The sequence below is a fragment of the Proteus hauseri ATCC 700826 genome (genome assembly GCF_001654965.1).
GTDB lineage: Bacteria > Pseudomonadota > Gammaproteobacteria > Enterobacterales > Enterobacteriaceae > Proteus > Proteus hauseri.
The window spans coordinates 181,337-204,379 of sequence record NZ_LXEV01000011.1 but is presented as its reverse complement, the minus strand read 5'-3'; the positions used below and the strand labels follow the sequence as shown (position 1 = coordinate 204,379).

Here is a 23,043-nt window from a genome sequence, read left to right as displayed (position 1 = left end):
TGATATAACAAAATCAAAGCCACGATTTAAATCGTGGCTTTGTAAAGACAAAAATACTCTGCAATAAGATTTTTAAATCACATCACAATTGCAGATGCAGCTAATGCCACCATCATAAAAATAAACACACTATCATAACTGTCACCACTCGCTTTAATTAAGATACCTATTATTGGTCGTCTGTTGATAACGATATACTCACGATGGTATTTCCCCATGATTGGCCAGGTAACATCAGAGAATAGTGTAATGTGATTGAGTATATGTATGTCATACAGGGTAAAAAACGCTTATTTACATCTAAGCTGCCTTTCACCTTTATCTATTAGAAAAGAAAAAAGTTGAGAATAAGCGATTACTTGAATTAATCATAGTGAATAAAAATAGTAACGATAATTTATCTCAATTAAATAAAGAAAAATACAATTTTAAAAAACCATCACGCAAAATATCAAACTATTATTCAAGTATTAGATCAATCTTGACATACTCTAGACAGAAAAAAAGTAGTAGAAATATTAGAAATAAGTATTTTTACACTATATAGAAGAATGAAGAAAGTATAATCACTCTAATTAATTTGTTTTCTGTACAACTATTTTATATTAAAGATAAAAAAACAAATCATTTTTAGACTATTATTTAATGAGCTTGATGATTTATTAATGAATAAAAATTTAACTTAACACGATATCATTTAAAATTTTGCTTATCTTAACACATTAAATGACTCCGTATTTGTAACTAAATATATTACTCATAAAGTAAGGTTAAACTATCTTATAATAGAATACTTATTATGAATTAACGTAACACGTTGAAAGTGTTAATTATATATATGTATTATTCATTGCATTATTAATGAATTAAGATTTTTTATAAGAAGATTTTGTAACATTGTCTTTAAGACATCATTCAATAAAATCACTAAACTCCTTTCACATAAGCCCATTTTAATGTCATAAAGAACCCAGCATTAATTATAAATCAATAAATATATCTAAATATGAGCTTTATTTAATAATTAATGCTAACAAGCTATTTTATAAAAGATTATATCTTGTTATTTAATTTATCTGTTTAAAGCACTTGTATATTCAGGTGACTTTACTAGATTTATAATTGGTAATAGTAAGTTAATCTCTAAATTAAATAGCACCTAATCTGTTTTCATTGAGAAAACAACTACTATTTATATAAATCTATAGAGGTCATAAAATGACTATTTCGACAAAGAAACTTCTGCCTATCGCTTTATTGGTTTCAGCAATGACAACAAGTGTAGGTGTATTAGCCGCTGAAACACAATCAGGTACTTTATCCTTTAAAGGATTAATCTATTCTTCTTCTTGCATCATTGATATTAATGATACTAATTCACCTAATGCGAACGTATTGATGGGTCGTTATCCTACTAGTGCATTTAGCGGAAAAGATTCTGAAGTTGGTGGCGAAAATGGTAATGGTAAAATTGAAATTACGCTAGAAAACTGCCCACCTGTTGGGAAAGTAACACTTAAATTAGATGGTAAAGCAGATAGCAGCTCTGACCAAACCTTAGCATTAGATAACCCAGCCGATTCAAAAACTGCGCAAAACGTAGGAATCCGTATTTATAACGCTAAAAATCTATCCACTCCGTTGATTATTAACGGAAGTAAAACTGAATCTATTGATGTAGAAGGTGCCGACTCTACTTGGACAGCTGAGTTTGTTGCTAAATATATTAGTACAGCAAACACCGTTTCAGCAGGTCAAGCTGATGCAACACTGAATTACACTCTTACTTATCAATAATAATTAAACGCAGGTTAATGTTTTAACCTGCGTTTTTACATAAAGGTTGTCATCGTTATGTCTTTTAAAAGAGCACTTTTAGGATTAGGACTTATATTTAGCACAGTAACATCAAGCTTCGCAGGCTTTGGCTTAGAAACAACACGTGTTATTTATAATGAACAGAGTAATAACGAAGGCTTTGTAGCATTTAATACCGATAAAGACACCAACTACTTATTACAATCTTGGATTGAAGATCTTAATGGCAAAGTCACACAAAGTTTTGTTATTACACCCCCATTATTAAAACTTGTTGCACAGCAAAAAAACACACTACAAGTGACTAAAAATACGACATTACCCAATGATGTCGAATCGATGTATTGGATTAATGTAAAATTTGTTGCCCCAAGTAATGAGAATTTAGAAAATGTTTTACGTTATTCTATGACTAATAAAATAAAACTAATTTATCGCCCACAATCTCTTAGTAATATCAATGTTGAAGAAGAAGTAAAAACACTCAAGTGGTCAGTAAAAAATGGCAACTTAGTTGTCGTTAATAATTCACCTTTCTTTGTAAATATCGGAAAAATATTTATTAATAATAGTGAAATTGAAGAAAATCCTGGTTATCTCCCCCCCAAATCTGAAACTGTTATAAAAACTAATAAAACACCAAATAATCAAAGCAAGATACAACTGCTTTATATTGATGATTTTGGCAAAGGTGTTCCAGTTGATTTCAAATTATAACTAAGAGATTTATTTTAAGATGAAAATGGAAAAGGGAATGGATAATTATTTTAATAAATCTTCACTCTATTTATTGATAGCGGGAGGTTTATTTACCTCTTTCAATACTTCAGCAGATGATTATTATCCACCTAATCTATTGAATATTGAAGGTAGCTCACAACAGATTACTAATGAAGATCTCAGTGTATTTAGAGAGTCGTCTATTGCCCCTGGCTATTATCATGTTGATTTTTTTATTAATAAAAATCGTATTTTTAATCGTGAAGTTGAATTTGCATTGATGGATGATGCTGAAAATAAAAAAATTCTAGTGCCATTATTAACAGCAAATGAGTGGTATCAAGCCGGAGTTGATATTCCCAACCAACTGATTAATCAAGATGATCAATTTGTTAATATTAGTCTTATTGAGCACGCTGTGGGTGTACTCGATTTAAACAGAAGCCAGTATGTTTTGACTGTGCCACAAAAGTATATTAACGAGAATAGAATTCAACTTAACGAAATAAATAATTGGGATTCTGGTATTCCCGCAGCTTTAGTTAACTATTCATTTTCATCTTTTAATCGTCGTAGCGATGGCAAAACCAACGACAGCTATTATGGTAATATTCAAAGCCAAGTTAACTTTGATGCATGGCGTTTCTATAATTATTCTACATGGGCTAAAAATGAAAATGGTGAAAGCCATTGGAATACATTAAGCAATGTTCTTTCTAGAGATATTTATACCTTAAAAAGTGAATTACAATTAGGAGATCTTTACAGCTCATCCCAACTATTTGACTCTGTTAAATACCGTGGCTTGAAGCTAATGACAGATCGCCTAATGACACCTTACCAAAATAGAACTTATGCCCCTAGTGTTGTTGGTATTGCTAATTCAGAATCAATCATCACCATTACGCAAAATGGGCAAGTTATCTATAAAAAGAGTGTTCCCGCAGGGCCTTTTAATATAGTTGACTACTCCCCAATGAGTAGTGGGGGGAATTTATATGTTAATGTGAAAGAATCTGATGGCTCAGAAAAGAATTTCATCGTGCCTTTTTCTTCTATAGCCAGCTTAGAGCGAAAAGGTGAAATAAAATATAGCTTTTCAACAGGTAAATACGACAGTCACAACAGTGGTGACGGTAGCTATTTAACCCAAGCTGAAGCTTATTATGGTTTAACGGATTACGTCACACTTTATAGCGGTTTATTGGTTGCTGATAAATATCAATCTTTTGGCTTCGGTAGTGGACTTAACTTGGGTAGTTATGGTGCTGTTACCGCAGATTGGCTCTATGCAAAGTCAACCGTTAATCATGACGAGTCTTTAAATGGTAATGCCTTTAGAGTTAATTATTCAAAAAATATTGAGTTAACCAATACCAATGTTTCGGTAGTAGGTTATCGCCATTTTGATGCTAGTTTTCTTAACTTCAATGATGCCATGGAGTACAAAGATAAAGAATATCAGGTAAATGATGGATTAAAAAATGAATATACCATGTCCATTAGCCAACCTTTATTTTCAAATAACTCATCAATAAACTTAAACTCTATTATATATAAGTATGCTGATGGCAAGAATATTAGCTCTTATAATGTTGGTTTTAATAGCTCTATAAATAAAATCAGCTACAGCATTTATTATACTTATTACGATGGTAATCGATTCGATAATAATGATAAAAATACTTATGATTTAAGCATGAATATTAGTATCCCATTAACATGGCACGAAAACTATGTGTGGGCAAACTATGCTGTCTCAACTAATAATAATGACCAAACCTTGCATACCGCTCGTTTAAGTGGAACCTATGGTGACAGAAATCAAGCAAGCTGGGATGTTTATCAAGGTTATGGCAATAAAGGTGTTAACTATAGTGGTGGGTTAAATGGTTCTTATAAAACGTCAAGTGCTATTGTAAATGCCGGTTATTCATATTCAAAAGATAGACAAAACTTTAACTACGGAATAAGTGGTGCTTTAGTCGCGACACAATATGGCGCAGTACTTGCCCCCTCATTACAACAAACTAATGCTTTAATTCTGACGAAAGATACAGCAGGTGTTGAAATCATTAATGGTCAGTCAGTCAAAACCAATGGTCGTGGTTTAGCAGTTATTTCAGGGATGTCTCCGTATCAGAAAAACAGTATTAGCATTGATACTCAATCTATACCAGCGGATACTGAAATTACGAATAACATTATTAGTAATGTTATTCCGACTAAAGGTGCATTAATTCTTGCTGACTTTGATGCTAAAAAAGGATTTAAATTCTTACTCACATTAGAAACACCTGATAACAGTATTATCCCTATGGGTGCTCAAGCAGATATTGGGCAAACAGAAAAACAATTAGTCGCTAACTTTAATCAGCTTTATTTTATTGCAGATAAACCACAAGGTGATATTCAGGTTTCTTGGAAATCTGATGGTAAAACATATCGTTGCCATGCCAATTACAATGCAAATAATGAATCATCAACCAATGGGTTATATATCTTAACGACTGAGTGTAAATAAGGAAATAAAATGACTAACAGTAAAAAGAAAACCAATAATTTATTATTTCTTACTTTTATACTTGGTCTATCCTCGACCTCGTTTTATAGCTATGCGGCACCAAATTGCGTTAATAATGGCGGTATTAAACACGGTACAATGGATGCAAAAGCAGGTACTGTTGAATTAACCGGTTCAATTAAAAAGAACCAAGAAATAGGCCGTTTTACCTTTGTACGAGATGGCTATGACGTTTCTGTTGCAGATTGTCCTGATGGCGCAGAAATTTATGGTTATGCCACCTATAGTGAAGCTAGTGGTGTTATACCAACCTACTATATGGATATCGATGGCAGACCTGCTTATTATGTTGTTCGTAATGCTCCTATTGTTGGATTAGATGATTATGCTTATGTGCTAATTGATAATAAAACACAGCTCTCTTTTAGAAGTCAGCCAGGACAGGAGATCCCTGTAAATGACAATAAGCTCTATTCCAGAGATGCGACAGTTATTGTCTATGCCACTAAAGATAATCCTAAGTCACAACGTTTTACTACCCAATATATTGGTTCAGTGTTAATTAATCGCTTTAATTCAGGTGGTGGTACAACAGCAGTAGGTTTTAGTTATCGTCTTTCTGTTAATATTATTAGCGCACCAACCTCATGTAGCGCTGAAAATACGGATCTTGTTATGAACCTTCCTAGAATATCAACATCGGCATTTCCTAAAATTGGTTTTCCAACTGAACAAGCTTATGCAGAAGATAATTTAAGAATTAATTGTACAGGTAATGTTTCAGCCAAAATAAAACTAATGGCAAACAATACAGCAAGTTATGAAGGTCAAGAATCGGTCATTAAAGCCGATAATGAAGGTAGTCGCGATAATGCACAAGGTATTGGCTTTGTTGTCTCATCACCCTTGAGCAATGATACACGATTAGTCAATAATCAATTTGTTAAGCTAGCAAATTTAACCAGTGGCACAACAAGTGTGCCGTTGAAAGCTGAATATTTTCGTTATGGTGATGAAGTTAAACCCGGTAAAGTGAATGGCTCAGCTAATTTTGTACTTGAATTTAATTAATATAAAAACCATTAGAAATTAAAAAAATACGATATTCAATGAAAAAAGCGCTATTAAATTATCTTTAATAGCGCTTTTTAATAAACCAAAAGTATTAATTAAGGATAAGCTGCAATTAATACCGCAGTACCACTATAGTTACCGCCATCGGCGTTCTCACCTTTCAATATACTTTCAATTTGAATCTGCTTATATTGCCCTACTTTTGAAATAAAGTGTTGTCCCTTATTTCCAGATTCCGCATCAATCATTTGAATTTTACTGTAAATAGTTTTATTTGTACCATCTACTTTTAATGGCAGTCGCTGCTGTGAATCATTATCTTTAGTATAAAGTAATTCAAATTCAACCGGTGTTGGAATAGCGTGATCACAAGAGAAATTAATCGGTTTAACTATTCGACTCTCATATTTTTCTGCATTTAATACACCATGATTAATAATTAAACTACCACCTATATCTGTTCGGCATTCTGCCGGCGAAATAATTGTTGCACCTTTTAATCTCATTGGTGCCGTAACATCTTGTATCGCCATAAATCCTGGTAATTTTGAAAAAACTTCCGATTCATTTCTAAAATTACTAAATGCTCTGGTATAACCGGCAAAATCCGTTGATGGGATGACCGTGACACCATCGATATTTTTCTTCTTAATATAAATATTAATTTCTATTGGAAGGTGAGCATAAAAATCACTCATTTTTCTTGTGCCACCATCAAATCTGCTGGCTTCATTACAATAAGGACCATAAGCCCGGATCCACCCCAAACCCATTCCTGGTAATTTTGAAAGGTCTATGGTTAAAAAGGTATTGTAGCTTAGCTGATAAACTTTACGGCCATTAATGGTATAAGGCATTACAGGCATATACATAAACACACGATGGTAAGAATTAGATGTATAGCTAGAAGTTTGAGCACCTGATCCACTATTAAAAATAGCACCACCATTACAATAGGCATTACCTATTCTTTCTACACCACCTTTAGTACTACTTGTATTTTTTATTTCAAAAGTAGTACCAACCTGATAAAAAAAAGTACCATCAGAAGCCACGGTAGGATTTTTAGAAATTGTTGCTTTTTGCTTACTTAAATCAATTAAATACCCATCTGTTGATGATACCGCTTTCGCTGCATATATTAACGGACCGCTAGGCCTAGCTGCTTGTGCAGAATTAATTAACGAAATTGCACCAATTATAATTAAAGGTAGATTAATACCTAATTTTTTTATCTTTCCAAACAATGAATAATATTTACTCATACTAACCTCTAATTATAATCAACTAATAACGAGACATTGGCGGTAAATGGCCCCATTTTTAGTTCTGTACCCGGTTTATTTGCAACCAATTGTGTGCTTAGTGAGATCTTCCCTGAATTGCTGCTGCTAAGAATTGGTGTAATACGTTCATAACGTTGAACATTAATTTTACGCTTGCCGCTGGTAATATCCGAAAACTCTATTCCCAGCTGGTCTGTTGTTGTGGCTAATACATCAACGCCATTATAAGAAAAATAACCATTATCTTTAGGTGAAAGATATAAGTTCATCATTTTATTGAGGTTACAATCTTTAATTAATACATCAAAATTTCTTGGTGGTGTTTTTACCACGGCATTAACATCCACATTTTGAAAATCGATAAATAATTCTTTTGCCCCTTTGTCATCTGTTACTGTACATGCGGGATTAACTAACAGTGCATTAACTGTAATATAAATTTCAGCTGATGAAATAGGCACATATAATAGGCCAAGGGTTAGCGCAATTAGTCTTTTTTTCATTATCGCTCCCTATTGATAATCAATATTAAATGTAATGGTAGAGGAAAATGCGCCCTCTTTTAAATCACCAGTAATAGGAGGCCTAGCATAAACTTTAAAATTCAGTAAATTTTGTTCATCTTTACCACTTACCATTACGCGTGACATATCAATTTTTTCATTGAACTTTATCGCTGCATCATTGCTATCAAGTAAGCCTAATAAAATATTAGATCCCCCTTCCGTCTTTAAATAGCTCACACCTTGATCTGTTACAAGGCTATTACTATTTAATTTTATTGAAATCATTTTGTTTAAATCACTGACATAGCAGTCAACAATTGGAATTGAGAAATCAATGGATTGAGAACGACCATATTCGTAAAGATATTTACTGCTTATTTTATCCAGCTGAACTTCTAAGTTATAAGGTGATTCAGGTAATTTACAGCCGGTTGATACCAAATTTCCCATAAAAGAGATATCTAATGAACCACCTGCATTGCTATAGCTAGTAAAGCTACATAATGGCAATAATAGATAAATTAACTTATTCATAATAAATCTCCATTAAATAGCTATGAGCACCTAATTCACGCGCTTCAAATTGCAGTGAATTTCTACCATTTTGTAATAAGAATTTATGCCGTGATAGCACGTGATCATACTCAATAAATGAAAGATTTATTGGTGTTGGCGGTGACATACCCTTTACAAATAAATTACCAGCACCACACTGAGATAAGTTAGCGGTAATAAGAAATGCATCATAAGAGAGAAATTTATTTTTTGGACGATAACTCTTAATATGATAATCAATAAAATCACAAGGTGAACTTATAATATTCGCCGTCACATATAAATAACCACTATTTCTATTTTCATAAATATCTTGAACATTTTTAGTCGATGATAAATCTACTGTTTCATCAATAGAAATGTTCTCTGCATAGACATAACTCCCAGATAATAAAATTATCACAGATAAACATGTACTTTTTAAATAACGTAATTTCTGGGAGCTCATCTCTTATTCCTTAAGTTACATTTCTTTTTCTACAGTACATTTTGCTGCATCACACTTAAATTTCAGTGTTGGTTTTCCGCCGTAGTCATTAATAATAGTCATATAAGGAACTGTCGTTTTTGCCATAGCAAATTCGTGGTCTGATTTAGGTGGGATCATAACTACATCAAATGCACCCGTTTCAGCCGTTTTTTGGCTTGATGCTAACCCAATAACGGTTAAATAAAATGGTGTCACATTATTAACAGTATATCCTTTAGCAGATGGCGTTAATGTCACGCCATGAAACCACATGCTATCTGCTTGAGACAAAATACCTGCTGGGCGATAAAACAGTTTTACGCGACTTTGTAAGGCGATTTGTAACACGTTCGCTTCTTCAGATTTTGGTGGTACTTCACGTAAGTTATAGTAAAAAACAGACTCCCTATCTTGTGGTAATGACGCGATAGACGGTGTTGTACTGATTTGAACAATACTTGATGATTTAGGATCTAACCGCTGAATAGGCGGTGTCGCAATTAATGGCCCAGTGGTGAGTTTTTTCTCATTAGAATCATCAATCCAAGTCTGAGCTAAATAAGGAAGCGTTGGATTATCATTGCGAATAGTAATATTAATAGACTTCTCAGAACCCGGAAAAATAATTCGAGTTCTATCTAAAGTTACTGCGCTTTGAGCAACAGTAGAGACCCCCATTAATGAGATGAAAAGAGTAGAAATAACGGTGTTTTTAAGTTCTTTTTTCATTGTGATTAACCTTTATTAGCATCACTTACATGGCATTAATAGCATTTGTGTTTTTGGATCTATGGTTTCAGGAAGACTAATGGTGCATCGTTTCTCATTTCCCCAGAACACACCCAATTCGTCATTTTCCGCGACACCAACTACCCATGCCACGCCTTCGTCACCCACAATGCCTAATTCAACATTATCTTTATTACGGATGCTTGCTCCAAATGGCGGATGTTTACCATCACTCATCTTAACTGTAGCAAACAACTTATACCCTTTAATGACTTTCATCTGACGATAACCTACCGCACCACGCGTTAAAGTTACGTCAGTCATTGTATCTATTGCATCGTAGTTTTCAGGTAACGCACTAACATCTATCGCGGCAGATGAACTACGGAAACTGGTTACGCTAGGAATTATCGCTAAGCCAAATGCATTTGTTTTCATTGATTCTCCTTCTATAGGTACGCCTGATATACCTGGAGTTTCAATAAGTAAACGTGTATCGCCATAAGCTGGTTGGTGAAGTACAAGACCATGAGATGTTCCTGTTAAACCGCCAGAAATACTTCCGCTTAAGCTTTTATATTGACCCGGAACATAGCTCGCACTTGCCGCAGCATTTGCTAAGCTCATGTCTTTACTGACATAACCACTAAATGAAGATTCGTTATCAATGGCCTGACCATGCGTTAAGCCTGCATTCATGCTATAGCTTAAACCTTCGTCATATCCACTATAGCCAACACTATGGTTGTAACGTCCTTTCTCATCAGTTTTAGTATATTGTTCAGAGAAAGTAAGGTTTCCACCTTGATCAAAAGGTACTGATACATAAAGGTTTAAGGTGTCGTCGTTAATCCCTTCACGCTGTGATCTAAAAGCAGAAAGCGTGAGGTTAATATCACGAATTTTTATTTTAGATAGCGAGAAGCGAGTATTAGCATAAACACCGTATTGAGTCTGAGAGCGGCTATTCCAGAATGTATTATGTTGATAGTTAAACGATAATGAAAAATCATCAAAATATTTATTTAAATAAACTTGATAGCTTTCTTTCGGTGAATAGGCATCTTGCCCTGTTCTTCTTTCTTCCATCGTTTGACTAATTGTTCGGTAATCTTCATCTGTAAAACGATAGCCTGCGAAAGTAATATTTGTTTTTACTTCATCAAACGATTTTGAGTAGTTCACTCGATAAGAACGACCCTGTTTATCGCTATCTGATAATTTGGCGAATGATTGGTTAATATCAAAAGATAATGCACCAAACATAGAAAGGTCACGACCAATACCTAATGCAATAGATTGATAATTTTGTGCTAATTGGCTACCACCGTATACGCTCCATGCGTTACTGACACCATATGAAACCTCACCACCAATAACCGTATCGCCAGTTAATTTATGGTCATCATAACGTGTTTTACCACCAACTAATTTATAACGAACTTGTCCTGGTCGAGTTAAATACGGCAGTGTTGCCGTAGAAATAGTAAACTTACGCTCTTCACCATTATCTTCACGAATGGTGACATCCAATTGACCTTGAATTGAGCTATCTAACGTCTGAATTCTAAAAGGTCCTGGTGGTACAGTCGTTTCTAATACAATACGGTCTTGGCTTTTGACAATAATGGTCGCATTCGTTTTTGCCACACCCACAATATCAGGGGCATAACCAACTAGCTTAGGCGGTAACATACGATCATCACTTTCTAGCGTGATACCTGTATATTGCCATGCATCAAATAACTGAGAGTAAAAGTAATTTTCACCCATCGTTAATGTTGCCGCTAATGCCTTGATAGAACGATATGCATAAAAACGATTAAAATCGAAATTATGAGATTCTTGGTTATCGTTATTTCCACCGCTTTCTTTCTGATAGCTCATGCTATAGTCGCTACGAAAACGCCAAACCCCCATATTAAAGCCACTAGTACCATTCATTGATGCATAAACTGATTTTGAACCTGAGTTATATTTCGCACCACTTAGTGACAAGGTGTAGTCTACAAATGCACCAACGATCCCCTCTTCCCAGCGAGAAGGTGGTACCCAAGAAGGATCTGAATATTGTAGCCATGTTTGTGGCACTGTTAATTTCAGTGCTAAAGAAGGAAGGTCGAGAGTTAAATTTGTCCCTGTTAAAGCAGATAAATCTAAGCATTGATCGTCATGATAAACTTTGACTTTCTTTTCCGCTTGTTCTGTTAATCCTAATAATTCTAAATTATTTTTAGGAATACAGACGGTATTAAAAATATTTTCAGAAGAGGCGGTTTTTTCGACAGGAAATACACTGATTTTTTGGCTTGGGCCTATTCGCTCACCATTACTGAAAATAGAAAGGTGATAATCCCCTGGCATAATATATCCAGAGCTATTGAATTGACTAATATCAATATTAGCAGCATCGGAAGCATCAAGAATATCAGTATTAAATTCTACAGAATAGGCATAGAAGCACGGTGTCATTGTTAGCAATAAGACTATTTTTGCCATATTTTTAGAAATTAGCATATCCATCCACCGTGATAATGTGACCAAGCGAAAATAAAATGGTTATTTATTTATAATCAATTGAAAAATAAACAAATGCAGAATATTTACCTGCTTCAATAATTTGATTTGTAAAAGCAAGTTCCACTTGGTACTTCAATTCCGGATCTTTTTTCGCATCTTGACCGCGATATATAAGATGATCAATATAATAAGGCCGATTAGGAGGAATAATATTTCCATCTTCATCTAAAATATAAAACCCAAGCCCTTGTGAGTTGCCAGACATTGAAAATATAGAATCATTATTTGCTTCTAATCCATTAAACTGAATATTTAATGATTTTTTGTCTGTATTACTATATTGACTAACACAACCCGATAATCTTATATAAAAGCTTTTCCTTAAACTTTCCCTTTTTACTTTATTATCAATCATCGATAGTGCAATATCCGAAAAGTCGATGTATTGATAACGATCTTCCATTTTTATAGAGCAAGGTGATGCAATAACTGATCCCGATAATGTTGCATTTGCTTTCAGAACTTTAGGCTCAGCCGTGTCATCAAAAGCAAAAGAGACCGATGATGCAAAAAATAGTACTCCCATCATATTTAAAATAGTTAGATACTTATTTTTATTAAAATTCATCATCTCATTACCATTAGATAAATATGTATAGGGGAATATCCCCTATACATATATTGGTGCATTATTCGTATGAAATACGGAAGTCAGCGATAGCAGAGAATTCGCCTTCTTTAACATCTTTAGTAACGTCAACAGCTTTTGCTAAAGCAGTAAACTCAAGTACGTTAGTACCTTGTTTGTTACGAATTTTTGATAAAATATCTGCTGCTTCACCAAATTTGTAAGTATCGATAGCGATACCAACGTTGTTTTCTTTAGCTCTGTCAGTTGCTAACAGAGTGTTGGTTGTATCAGCATATGAACGTCCATCAAATTGGATTTTCATAGTCTTAACAGGTAACCATGCACCTTGGTCATCTTTTTTGAATTTGTCGAAATTACATTGTTCTAATTTAATAGTGAAAGCTTTTTCTCTTTCATTACCTTGTTCTAAGAACACACGTGAAATTTCGCCAAATTTAACAGTTTGGTTTAAACTTTCATCAGCAATATTACATGGAGAATCAACAACTGAACCTACGAAGTTAATTACACCATTATTTTCAGCCATTGAGCCAAAAGAAGCTAAAGATAAAGCAACAGCAGCGCCAACGATGCTTAATTTATTGAATGTCATTATGAATACCTCAAAAGTAAGTTAATATCTGACATGACGTCATTTTTTTAAAATATCAAAACCCGTATTAATTAAAAAATAATCAAGATTTACATATAGAATAATAAAAAATCCAATCTACAAAAAATAATTAAATTTAATGAAAATTAATAATAAGAATTAACTTTAATTATTAATTTAATCACCAAATCTTGTTGCAAATATATTAATCCTTGAAAAACTTATTTTCAATTAAGTATATTTACAATGAACTGATAGATTATAATATGGATCAAATAATTCAGATGGTATAAAAAATTAATCAACTCAAAAAACGAGTAAAAAAACAATACTTAACACTATCAAACAAAATAAGATAATCTACTTACGAAGAGAGAATAAAATAAAGACACTCTAAATATGATTAAGTTCTGGATGTTTTATATAAAATTAAGATTATTCTTGCACATTAAAAATAAATAAAAATGATCAAATTTACACACCGAGGGAGTAAAATAAACATAAATATACAAATTTAAACATAATTGAAACAATTAGCATGAAAAATAAAAAATAATAATAACCTGTAAATAGTATTTATCTTAAAATATCATTGATGATAAAGTCTATATTTAAATGAAATATCTAATCGCATTGGAGAAACAATTAAATATTAAGTAGTATTGCTTACATTAATTAAAGACAAATAAAAAATAGGTAATATTACCTATAGGTTAATATTGATAATAATTAAAGAACAATCATCATTAACTGTATCCATAGTTTATTGACGATACTGCTTTCATGATTTTTCTATCTTGCCTTTATCTTCAAACTCACCGCCACAGCCTACATCATATAGTTATTAAATAATTTATCTGACGTACAAATCTAGTAAGTGCACAAATATTTAGGACTAACTTCATTAACCAAGCCAATTAGTCTGATGACTAAATTCAATTTCATAAAATTGTTTTTTTAGCCAAGCGTCTAAATTATGCACAAATAGCGATGAGATTTTTAATCTTGACCACGTATTGGCCATTTAAAAGATATTGGTTGAGAAGTATCAACCAAATGCAAATCATTATCTTTTGAGGTCTATCACCAAGCAACTATCCCTCAATACTATCTTTATAATTACCCCGATTAAAAGTCATGGTTACATCAACAAGAAATCGCGCTGAACTAACTAACGTTTCTTATTCAAACAGTGCTTCACTAGCAAAATCATCTGCGGATACAATTAATGATTATCACAAATGACACCTCAGTACTTACTGGATGAATAATTCCTACTTCAATATCTCTATACGTATTTTGCAAATGACAAAACCTTGAGTGTGTAAATTTCCACGATCCTGATCCTATCACTAAGTTTTTTAGTTTTCGTTTGCACTAACTAAAACTTAACCTGAGTGATTAAGGAACGTTCATCTTTGGGAGGCAAAAAAGAGTGAAAAGATAATTTACGGCTACTAAGCATAGATTGAACTAGCTCATTTTATACACAGCGGGTAAGACCTAGGATCAAATTTGGTGCTATCTAGTACTAATAAGCATCTAAATCAGATTGGTTAAAATCATCGATTGACTGTACTAAAATTTTTAGAAAAATAAACAAGTCATATACTCAGCTTTCAATAATTCTATTACCTACTAATTTCTACTATAAAACACCTTCATCAATTCTATTTACAGAACAACTATGCTCTCGCTTACTTTGTCATTAACTTACCTATTATTAATAATGAGGTAAGTAAACTCACCTATGGTTAGCGTTTTGTTTTCTATAATTATGTTTTTTTTTCAATTTATTAGGTTGTATTAATCTTCTCTTATAAATTTCATTCTAAGACCTATTGATACTCTTTTAATCGGAATAAGAATAATACTTATCACTAACTAATCAAAATAAGAATAACCCTTATCATCACCTCATCAAAATAAGAACTATACTTATCACTGCATCTTAAAAAATATATAAAAATTAATTTATCTCATACTTTTCTTATTATCATTTTAAACATTTTAAATACCAATCTTATATTGACTCTCTTATTTAGATATTATTTAATTTCATTTGTAACAAACTATTTCTAATAAATTCCCACCGTTAAAACGATGATATTTTTTTGTTAAAAATATTATTAAATACAATAAATCCATTTTCAATATTAAATAAAATTTATTTATAAATCAGTATACTAACTTCTGATTAGTTGACTTGTGTTATTACTTTGATCTGTTTTGACGATCATTAAAGCAATTTTGATAGTCTATAGCTATCATATGAGAGTTATTGATCGGTATTATCGTCTTTAAAGATATTTTTTAATTGTATATAGTTTCCTTAAGTTAAATATAGAAATATATATTCCAGTAGAAATACTTAATCTATTAATTAGCAAAAATTATATATCTTATTGCTGGCAAAATACATTAAGTAGGAGAAATTAAATGAATAACAATACTAATGATGTTATTGACTTAAATATCAAAACAGGAGCATTTATAAAAAAACATCGTATTAGTAAAGGGTGGAACGGTGTTTTATTTGGTAGTTTACTTTTCATTAGTCAGCAACAAGTTTCTAGATATGAAACTGGAAAAAATATTTTGTCCATCACTATGTTAAATCAATGCTTAACTGTATTAGGTTTGACATGGGATGATTATATTAGAGAAGTCATCTATAAAAATACTGATATAAATAACATTGATGTAATCATATAAAGAACAAAAAGAGTTATCAAAGAAGTTTTAAAATTCTATTTTTCCATTTATTTGGCATGGCCGCTATTTAATAAAATTATTTAGAATACGTTGATAATACTATATATATAAAATCAATTAGATTTTATATATATAGTGATATTTTTTGTCTGGTAAATAATCATGTTTATATTTATTCATAACTAATAAAAGGTGTTAAAAATGAAATTATTAAAAGTATCTGGTCTAGCTGCAGTATTAACCCTGGCGTTTGCTGGATATGCTAATGCTGCAACTGTAACCGTAAGTGGTGGTACAGTGCATTTTGTTGGCCAGATTGTTGCTGCTGGTTGTTCTGTTGATAGTGAGTCGATGAACCAAACTGTTGAAATGGGCCAAGTAAGAACGGCAGCCTTCGCAGCTAAAGGTGACAAATCGGACGCTAAAGATTTTAATATTACTTTAAATAATTGCGATGTTGCTATTGCAAAAAATGTAGCTTTTTCATTCTTAGGTCAAACTTCTACAGCTACTGATATTTTGGCTCTTTCTGGTACTACTGATGGTTCAGCAAAAAATGTTGGTATCAACATTATTGACCAAAGCGGTGTTAACTTAAAAGTTGATGGTAGTACATTTGGCGCTAAAACTGCATTAGTTAATGGCCGAAATATTATTCCTTTAACTGCTCGTTATATTTCTACAGGTGATACTGTACAAGCTGGGCAAGCAAATGCCGTAGCTACATTTAACGTTCAATATGATTAATTGATTGTAAGGCAGATATGAGAATTTTAATTTTCATATTTGCATTAGCTTTACCACTTTTAGGGAATGCTAAAAGTGGTAATCTAAATGCAAAGACGAGTGGGTTTACTTTCTTTCATGGAAGTATTGTTAATTCTGCATGCCAATTAGATATTAGTGGAGATTATCAAGAGAGAGATCTTGAACGAATTATTGATTCAAATATAAAGCAAGAAAAAGACATTATAAATTTATTAAAATATTCATTTACACTTAAAGGATGTAAAAGATACATCTCGGATGGCGTTATTGTCTCATTTAATAAAGTGTCTTCTACAAATCAAGAAGTCTTAATGGTGAAATATGATGGCAATATAAAACACCATACAGGTGTTGTTCTTTTTGATCATAATAAAAACCTGCTTGTTGTTAATTCAGACTTTGATCCTAATTATCAGTCAATGGACGATGCCGTTGAATTTTATTTAATTGCAAAATACCGTCTACTTAAAAAAGAAAAGCGAGAGCTTACTCCAGAAATTGTTGCGGATCTACTTATCAGCTATCAGTAAAAATAAAGTTGGAAACTTAAATGATATTCAAAAATAAAATTATTGAAACTATAGTACTAATTATAGGAATGATGAGTGTGTCATTATCGACACAGGCAGGCGTATCTTTAGGCACAACAAGGGTTGTTTTTCCAATAGATAAAGAGCAAGTCATATTACCTGTTAGCACTAGCTTAGATGAGGATGCTTATCTTATTCAATCATGGATAGAAAATAAAGATGGAGAAAGAAGTGATCAATTCGTTATCACACCTCCTCTTTTTATGATGCAAGGAAAAAAAGAAAATAATTTACTTATTCTTAATAAAAAAAATGTGGAATTACCTAAAGATAGAGAATCTTTATTTTGGGTAAATGTTAAATCAATACCGGCTTCTGATAAAAAAGATGCTGATAAAAAAATACTTCAGTTTTCTATTACAAATAGAATAAAAATGTTTTATCGACCTGAAGGGTTGTTAAAAGCATTAGAAGAAGCGCCTAATAAATTAGAGTTTTCTATTGCTAATAACTCGTTAACAATAAAAAACCCCTCACCTGTATTCGTGACCATCGTTCAATTAAAAATAAATGATAATGAACTGAATAATATAATGGTAGAGCCTTTAGGTCAGGCAAATATCCCTATTAAATTCAGCTTAAAATCAACTAATGAAGTTAGTTATGAAACCATTAACGATTATGGTTCTATGACTCCAAGGAATACAAAGAAAATATAAAAATTTCTATACGGATGGGCTGGATGCATTATGAGAGAAGATCACAAATTAAAGAAAAGTACTAAGTATAATATTACTTATGCTTTTATTGTTTATATTGTCAGTTTTAGTTCATCTGCACAAGACCTATGGTTTAACCCTTTGCTTTTGTCTGATGATGTCGAAAATGTTGCTGATCTATCAAATTTTGAGAAAGGTCAAGAAATCCCTGATGGTTTTTATAAAGTAGATGTTTATATTAATAACAATTTTTTATCAACATTAACTTTAGATTTTAAGTTTAATATTGATAAAAAAAGAATGCAGCCATGTTTTAGTGAAAATGAAATTGGCATTATGCCAATTAAATCCGAGTATCTACCCGAAGAAATAAAAACATGCACGACTATAGACGCTATTTTTCCTGATGCAACAACCGATTTAGATATTGGTAAGCTACGACTAGGTATATCGATACCACAAGTATATATAGATAATAAAGCAAGAGGGTATATTCCAGCTAGCCAATGGAATAGTGGCATTAATAGCGCCATTATTAATTATACTTACTCTGGTGGTAATTACGATTACAAGGGTAGCTCTTCTAATCGCCATTATTTAAACTTAAGATCCGGATTAAATATTGGTGCATGGCGACTAAGAGACTATTCGACATGGAATTATAATAGTAGTAAACAAGATTCTAAAAGTGAATTTAACCATGTAAATACAACCTTATCTCGCGATTTAGGACAATGGCGCTCGCGATTAGTACTAGGGGACACTTATACATCATCAAACTTATATGATGGTGTCAGTTTTAGGGGTGTTAAGCTCACTTCTGAAGAATCTATGTTGCCCGATAGTCTGCGTAATTTTGCGCCAGTAGTACGTGGTATTGCTAAAGGTACTGCGGTTGTATCTATAAAACAAAGCGGATATGAAATTTATCAAGAAACCGTTCCTGCGGGGCCATTTGAAATTAATGATTTAAATTCCGTAGGTTCTGGTGGTGATTTATACGTAACAATAAAAGAAGCTGATGGTAGTTCTCAATCATTTGTTGTCCCATGGTCTTCCTTACCAAATATGCAACGCGAAGGTGGCTTCCAGTATTCTATCAATTTTGGTGAAGTAAGAAATGCGGGTGCAGAAGTTGAAAAAAATAAATTCATTCTAGGTGAGTTTTATTATGGATTAAAAAATGATTTAACTATCTTTAGTGGTACTCAGTTATCTAAAAATTATAATAGCTTTACATTAGGTAGCGCCAAAAATTTAGGCACGTTAGGGGCGGTTTCTATTTCAGTCACACAAGCTCATGCCAAGCTTGCCGATAATAGCTCTCATGATGGGCAACAATTTGAAATATCTTACCAAAAGAACTTAGAAAAAACAGATACAGATATTCACTTTGCCGGGTATCGTTACTCAACAAGTGGTTATTATGATTTTAATGATACTAACTACAAACATATGAGTCAGAATAAATATGACAATGATGATAATTATTACTATGACTTAAATTTTAAAGTAAAAGGGAAAACGAGTATTAGTATTTCGCAACCGGTAGGAGTTGGTTCGATATATTTAAGTGGCGAGAATAAGACATATTGGAATACCTCTAAAAAAGAAACGTTATTGCAATTAGGTTATTCAACTAGTTATAACAGCATTTCTTTTAGTACAAACTACTCGAATAATAAAACGGTTTGGGGTGATAAAAATGATCAAATGTTATCCTTCAATATGTCAGTCCCGATGAGTTTATTTTTATCTCCTGATAGTACTGCTATCTATAAAAATAGTTATATTAGTAATTCCTTTGTGTCAGATTTAAATGGTTCACTCAATGATCAAATGACGTTAAGTGGCAATTTACTTGAGGATGATGCTTTAAGCTACAATATCTCTCAAGGGTATAATAAAAATGAAAGAACATTATATCAAAGCAGTATTTCAGGAAGTTATTATTCACCTAAAGTGCTCTCTAGTGCGGGCTATTCTTATAATAAAGACAGCTCACAGCTCTACTATAGTTTATCAGGTGGTGCATTGATCCATTCTGGAGGCATAACCTTAGGGCAGTCTTTAAATCAAACTGCTATTTTGGTTAAAGCGCCTGGCGCCAGTGATACACCAATAAGTGGGCATCGAGGTCTCTCAACCGATAGTCAAGGTTATGCACTTATTCCTTATGCTACTAATTATCGCGTTAATAGAGTGGAATTAGATATAACCCAGCTACCTAAAAATGTTGAAATTGAAAATGCGATAGTCAATGTGGTACCTGATAATGGTGCAGTTGTGCTCGCCAGTTTCGAACCTCAAGTGGGATATAAGGCCTTCATTAATATAAGTTATAAAGGAAATCCAATACCTTTTGGTGCTATTGCAACGTTAGAAGGTAAAAATATTTCATCTTTTGTTGGAGATTCTGGACAAGCTTATATTACTGGCTTAAGTGACAAAGGAATAATTAATGTGAAGTGGGGAAATCAAAAAGAACAGACTTGTTCATTTGCATATGAATTATCAGATGCTGAGAAAAGTCAGTCTATTGTAAACATCTCTGCTCAATGTCAATAATATTAAGGTGAATGATGAATAAGCCATTTTATATTTTACCTATAATTTTACTTTTCTCTTTTATGCCTATCATTGCTGATGCGAAAACAGAAATAATTATTAAAGGACAAGTTTGGTCTAATTCTTGTGAAGTTGCCGTGGGAAGCCAAAACTTTACTGTCGATTTAGGATCCAATGCCAATAAAAGCTTTTTAGATTTAAATCGAAGAGGACCTAAAAAGAGCTTTAATATTATATTGAGTCGATGTGGAGAAACGGTTCAGGGTGCATATTTAAGTTTTAATGGAGAGCAAGATCCTTCTAATCGTGATCTATTGAAATTAAATAGTGCTCCAGCGGCAGCAACAGGAGTCGCTATTATGATCACAGATAATAATAATACTCTGATCCCAATAAATAAAAATAGGGCTATTACTGTTAAGCTACAACCAAGTGTAAGTAATGTTATTAATTTAAATGCGGAATTAGTTTCTGTTCGCTTACCTGTCACTATGGGTAAATTTACAGCAACTTCAAACTTTGTACTTGAATACCTATAAAAGAAGGTTCTTATGACTAAATATATTGTTATCTGTATGCTATGTTTATTCAGCCTACCTTCATTAACATATGCAAAGACAATTAAGTCTTCAACAGTCACAATTAATGGTAGTGTTTTAGCAAAGCCGTGTGAAATTATTCCATCTAATAAAATAGTCGACTTAGGTGACATATTTACATACAAAATGAATCCTTATTCAGATTGGGTTGACTTTGATATTAAAATGACTAATTGCCCTAATGTAACAAATAAAGTTTCAGCAGTGTTTATTGGTGATTTTAATGCTCAAGGGGGTTATTTTATTAATAAAGGAACATCAACTAATGTTGGTATTCAAGTTAAAAATAGAGACAATAATAATTTACTTCGCTCCGGTGAAACGATAGAAAAAAATATTGTGAATGATTCTGATATTTTAACTTTTAATTTATCGGCAAGAGCATAAAAACTTTCAGGTATTACTCAGTCAGGTACACTACAGGCAAATATAAACGTAACATACACTTGGCTTTAGTGATTAAAATAAAAAGAGATAAACAGTATGAAATATAAATTACTTTGTTATTCACTATTTTTAATTTCATCATCAAGCTATGCTATTGATGTCTATTGTGGACCTGGTTATGATGATTTTAATGTCGTTAAAGGACAAGGTGTGCCTGGAGATCAAGCCAGTCCAATAACTCTCGTTACAAAACCAATAATAACGCCAGAAGAAGCATATACTAACGGTTTATCAGTATTACTTCCTGTTGAATGTGGATTTGTCTCTCATAAAAAAATTAATGGTTATAAAACTAATAATAATTACATGAATTTCGGTGGTAGCTGGAGCCCGACGATTGAGAATATAAATACACAATATGTGGATAGAGTTCCTGACCCTGGTCAATATAGAGGTGATAGAGTACCACAGAATAATAATAAGATGCGTGCTATTGCAAATGAGCAGACTAGAAATAATCTTATTTTTTTAAAAAGTAATGTTACAGAAATTCCACCAAATACAACACTATTTAAACTCAGATTACATGGTAGGCTTGATCTAGCAAATACAAGAGATGAGAATTTTACAACTTATATTAGAGTTGTTACTGGCAGTAAAATTCAGATCCAAAATCCTACCTGTGATTTCAGCGCGACAAATACCATCGTAAATTTAAAATCTTATAATGGTGGTGGTTCTACATCACAACAGATACCTTTAGAGATTAATTGTAATTTAGATAATACAGTAAACATTACATTAAAAGGGCAAGCTGAAAGCAGTAATTCATCTATTTTAAAAAATACATCAACTAATAATCCAGCAAAAGGAATTGGTTTTAAGATATTTGATATGAATGGAGATACACTCAGCGTTAATATACCCAAAGCTTATCGATTATATGCTAACGAACATAAAAAATTGTTTAGTACAGACTATGCGCCTGTTCCTTCATCAAGAATAAAAGCGGGGAATGTACAAAGTGTTGTAAATATTGAGATGGAATATAATTAGTTAAGATATTTAATTGTAATTAAAGATTACATTATTTTGTATCTCTGCATTTAATTTACTAATGTAAATAAGGCAGATTTTATTCATTATGATAGTATTAAAAATTATTAATGATATTTTCTACAAAATGATTATTAAAGGTGAATAACTTCATTGATGCCGAGTATCGGATCAGGTTTTCACCTTTTTTCTTTTTTATTTCAAGATATATTAACATTTTGATATAGAAATAATAAATTAAAAAATATCGGCATAA

21 protein-coding genes are annotated in these 23,043 nt (G+C 32.3%); 12 read left to right on the top strand and 9 right to left on the bottom strand.

Annotation, left to right across the window (positions count from 1 at the left end):
• Positions 1-77 precede the first annotated feature (77 nt).
• Positions 78-218, bottom strand: coding sequence for a hypothetical protein (locus tag M997_RS17405; RefSeq protein WP_156510803.1), 141 nt, complete (start codon positions 216-218; stop codon positions 78-80).
• A gap of 1,000 nt (positions 219-1,218) precedes the next feature.
• Here M997_RS17405 and M997_RS03435 point away from each other — a divergent pair.
• Genes M997_RS03435 through M997_RS03420 form a run of 4 tightly spaced genes read left to right on the top strand, consistent with a single transcriptional unit; the run spans position 1,219 to position 6,133 of the window.
• Positions 1,219-1,797 (top strand): fimbrial protein, encoded by a 579-nt coding sequence (locus M997_RS03435; RefSeq protein ID WP_064718703.1) that lies wholly within the window; start codon positions 1,219-1,221, stop codon positions 1,795-1,797.
• Positions 1,798-1,854: 57 nt separating this feature from the next.
• Positions 1,855-2,535 carry a fimbrial biogenesis chaperone gene (locus M997_RS03430; protein WP_064718702.1) on the top strand — a complete coding sequence of 227 codons (681 nt, stop codon included), beginning with the start codon at positions 1,855-1,857 and terminating at the stop codon, positions 2,533-2,535.
• Positions 2,536-2,554: 19 nt separating this feature from the next.
• On the top strand, positions 2,555-5,062 hold the full coding sequence (locus M997_RS03425; protein ID WP_239994694.1) for a fimbria/pilus outer membrane usher protein: 2,508 nt from the start codon (positions 2,555-2,557) through the stop codon (positions 5,060-5,062).
• Positions 5,063-5,071: 9 nt separating this feature from the next.
• Positions 5,072-6,133 carry a fimbrial protein gene (locus M997_RS03420; protein ID WP_064718700.1) on the top strand — a complete coding sequence of 354 codons (1,062 nt, stop codon included), beginning with the start codon at positions 5,072-5,074 and terminating at the stop codon, positions 6,131-6,133.
• A gap of 98 nt (positions 6,134-6,231) precedes the next feature.
• On the opposite strand, the gene M997_RS03415 is transcribed toward M997_RS03420, so the two are convergent.
• The 8 genes from M997_RS03415 to M997_RS03380 all read right to left on the bottom strand — a co-directional run bounded on the left by M997_RS03415 (position 6,232) and on the right by M997_RS03380 (position 13,445).
• Positions 6,232-7,401, bottom strand: a complete 1,170-nt coding sequence (locus tag M997_RS03415; protein ID WP_064718699.1) for a hypothetical protein — start codon at positions 7,399-7,401, stop codon at positions 6,232-6,234.
• Positions 7,402-7,409: 8 nt separating this feature from the next.
• Positions 7,410-7,925, bottom strand: a complete 516-nt coding sequence (locus M997_RS03410; RefSeq protein ID WP_064718698.1) for a fimbrial protein — start codon at positions 7,923-7,925, stop codon at positions 7,410-7,412.
• Positions 7,926-7,934: 9 nt separating this feature from the next.
• Positions 7,935-8,462: a fimbrial protein gene (locus M997_RS03405; protein WP_064718697.1), complete on the bottom strand. Its 528-nt coding sequence runs from the start codon at positions 8,460-8,462 to the stop codon at positions 7,935-7,937.
• Positions 8,455-8,931 carry a hypothetical protein gene (locus tag M997_RS03400; RefSeq protein WP_064718696.1) on the bottom strand — a complete coding sequence of 159 codons (477 nt, stop codon included), beginning with the start codon at positions 8,929-8,931 and terminating at the stop codon, positions 8,455-8,457. Before M997_RS03400 ends, M997_RS03405 begins: the two co-directional genes overlap by 8 nt.
• Positions 8,932-8,946: 15 nt before the next feature.
• A complete protein-coding gene (locus M997_RS03395; RefSeq protein WP_064718695.1) occupies positions 8,947-9,681 on the bottom strand; it encodes a fimbrial biogenesis chaperone in 735 nt (244 codons plus the stop codon).
• Between the two features lie 21 nt (positions 9,682-9,702).
• On the bottom strand, positions 9,703-12,198 hold the full coding sequence (locus M997_RS03390) for a fimbria/pilus outer membrane usher protein (protein WP_109406135.1): 2,496 nt from the start codon (positions 12,196-12,198) through the stop codon (positions 9,703-9,705).
• Between the two features lie 46 nt (positions 12,199-12,244).
• A complete protein-coding gene (locus M997_RS03385) occupies positions 12,245-12,829 on the bottom strand; it encodes a fimbrial protein (RefSeq protein ID WP_064718693.1) in 585 nt (194 codons plus the stop codon).
• Between the two features lie 61 nt (positions 12,830-12,890).
• Entirely contained in the window at positions 12,891-13,445 is a 555-nt protein-coding gene (locus M997_RS03380) for a fimbrial protein (RefSeq protein ID WP_064718692.1), read from the bottom strand.
• A 2,439-nt stretch (positions 13,446-15,884) separates the two neighbouring features.
• Here M997_RS03380 and M997_RS03375 point away from each other — a divergent pair.
• The 8 genes from M997_RS03375 (at position 15,885) to M997_RS03340 (ending at position 22,787) form a co-directional block, all read left to right on the top strand.
• On the top strand, positions 15,885-16,160 hold the full coding sequence (locus M997_RS03375) for a helix-turn-helix domain-containing protein (protein WP_064718691.1): 276 nt from the start codon (positions 15,885-15,887) through the stop codon (positions 16,158-16,160).
• 201 nt (positions 16,161-16,361) lie between these two features.
• Positions 16,362-16,907 carry a type 1 fimbrial major subunit FimA gene (gene fimA / locus M997_RS03370; RefSeq protein ID WP_064718690.1) on the top strand — a complete coding sequence of 182 codons (546 nt, stop codon included), beginning with the start codon at positions 16,362-16,364 and terminating at the stop codon, positions 16,905-16,907.
• Between the two features lie 17 nt (positions 16,908-16,924).
• Complete coding sequence (locus tag M997_RS03365; RefSeq protein WP_064718689.1) at positions 16,925-17,458, top strand: fimbrial protein; 534 nt, start codon at positions 16,925-16,927, stop codon at positions 17,456-17,458.
• A gap of 20 nt (positions 17,459-17,478) precedes the next feature.
• Entirely contained in the window at positions 17,479-18,177 is a 699-nt protein-coding gene (locus tag M997_RS03360; protein WP_064718688.1) for a fimbrial biogenesis chaperone, read from the top strand.
• Positions 18,178-18,207: 30 nt separating this feature from the next.
• Positions 18,208-20,745 (top strand): fimbria/pilus outer membrane usher protein, encoded by a 2,538-nt coding sequence (locus M997_RS03355; protein WP_064718687.1) that lies wholly within the window; start codon positions 18,208-18,210, stop codon positions 20,743-20,745.
• A 14-nt stretch (positions 20,746-20,759) separates the two neighbouring features.
• On the top strand, positions 20,760-21,284 hold the full coding sequence (locus M997_RS03350; RefSeq protein ID WP_064718686.1) for a fimbrial protein: 525 nt from the start codon (positions 20,760-20,762) through the stop codon (positions 21,282-21,284).
• Between the two features lie 12 nt (positions 21,285-21,296).
• On the top strand, positions 21,297-21,731 hold the full coding sequence (locus M997_RS03345; RefSeq protein ID WP_064718685.1) for a fimbrial protein: 435 nt from the start codon (positions 21,297-21,299) through the stop codon (positions 21,729-21,731).
• A 96-nt stretch (positions 21,732-21,827) separates the two neighbouring features.
• A complete protein-coding gene (locus tag M997_RS03340) occupies positions 21,828-22,787 on the top strand; it encodes a fimbrial protein (protein ID WP_064718684.1) in 960 nt (319 codons plus the stop codon).
• Positions 22,788-23,043: the final 256 nt, after the last annotated feature.

What these genes read in the sequence shown, in the direction of transcription:
- M997_RS03360 (WP_064718688.1), top strand. Translation starts at nt 17,479, where the DNA reads ATGATATTCAAAAATAAAATTATTGAAACTATAGTACTAATTATAGGA.
- M997_RS03415 (WP_064718699.1), bottom strand. Translation starts at nt 7,401, where the DNA reads ATGAGTAAATATTATTCATTGTTTGGAAAGATAAAAAAATTAGGTATT.
- M997_RS03375 (WP_064718691.1), top strand. Translation starts at nt 15,885, where the DNA reads ATGAATAACAATACTAATGATGTTATTGACTTAAATATCAAAACAGGA.
- M997_RS03350 (WP_064718686.1), top strand. Translation starts at nt 20,760, where the DNA reads ATGAATAAGCCATTTTATATTTTACCTATAATTTTACTTTTCTCTTTT.
- M997_RS03395 (WP_064718695.1), bottom strand. Translation starts at nt 9,681, where the DNA reads ATGAAAAAAGAACTTAAAAACACCGTTATTTCTACTCTTTTCATCTCA.
- M997_RS03400 (WP_064718696.1), bottom strand. Translation starts at nt 8,931, where the DNA reads ATGAGCTCCCAGAAATTACGTTATTTAAAAAGTACATGTTTATCTGTG.
- M997_RS03380 (WP_064718692.1), bottom strand. Translation starts at nt 13,445, where the DNA reads ATGACATTCAATAAATTAAGCATCGTTGGCGCTGCTGTTGCTTTATCT.
- M997_RS03435 (WP_064718703.1), top strand. Translation starts at nt 1,219, where the DNA reads ATGACTATTTCGACAAAGAAACTTCTGCCTATCGCTTTATTGGTTTCA.
- M997_RS03385 (WP_064718693.1), bottom strand. Translation starts at nt 12,829, where the DNA reads ATGAATTTTAATAAAAATAAGTATCTAACTATTTTAAATATGATGGGA.
- M997_RS03345 (WP_064718685.1), top strand. Translation starts at nt 21,297, where the DNA reads ATGACTAAATATATTGTTATCTGTATGCTATGTTTATTCAGCCTACCT.
- M997_RS03340 (WP_064718684.1), top strand. Translation starts at nt 21,828, where the DNA reads ATGAAATATAAATTACTTTGTTATTCACTATTTTTAATTTCATCATCA.
- M997_RS03405 (WP_064718697.1), bottom strand. Translation starts at nt 8,462, where the DNA reads ATGAATAAGTTAATTTATCTATTATTGCCATTATGTAGCTTTACTAGC.
- M997_RS03420 (WP_064718700.1), top strand. Translation starts at nt 5,072, where the DNA reads ATGACTAACAGTAAAAAGAAAACCAATAATTTATTATTTCTTACTTTT.
- M997_RS03355 (WP_064718687.1), top strand. Translation starts at nt 18,208, where the DNA reads ATGAGAGAAGATCACAAATTAAAGAAAAGTACTAAGTATAATATTACT.
- fimA (WP_064718690.1), top strand. Translation starts at nt 16,362, where the DNA reads ATGAAATTATTAAAAGTATCTGGTCTAGCTGCAGTATTAACCCTGGCG.
- M997_RS03365 (WP_064718689.1), top strand. Translation starts at nt 16,925, where the DNA reads ATGAGAATTTTAATTTTCATATTTGCATTAGCTTTACCACTTTTAGGG.
- M997_RS17405 (WP_156510803.1), bottom strand. Translation starts at nt 218, where the DNA reads ATGGGGAAATACCATCGTGAGTATATCGTTATCAACAGACGACCAATA.
- M997_RS03430 (WP_064718702.1), top strand. Translation starts at nt 1,855, where the DNA reads ATGTCTTTTAAAAGAGCACTTTTAGGATTAGGACTTATATTTAGCACA.
- M997_RS03425 (WP_239994694.1), top strand. Translation starts at nt 2,555, where the DNA reads ATGAAAATGGAAAAGGGAATGGATAATTATTTTAATAAATCTTCACTC.
- M997_RS03410 (WP_064718698.1), bottom strand. Translation starts at nt 7,925, where the DNA reads ATGAAAAAAAGACTAATTGCGCTAACCCTTGGCCTATTATATGTGCCT.
- M997_RS03390 (WP_109406135.1), bottom strand. Translation starts at nt 12,198, where the DNA reads ATGCTAATTTCTAAAAATATGGCAAAAATAGTCTTATTGCTAACAATG.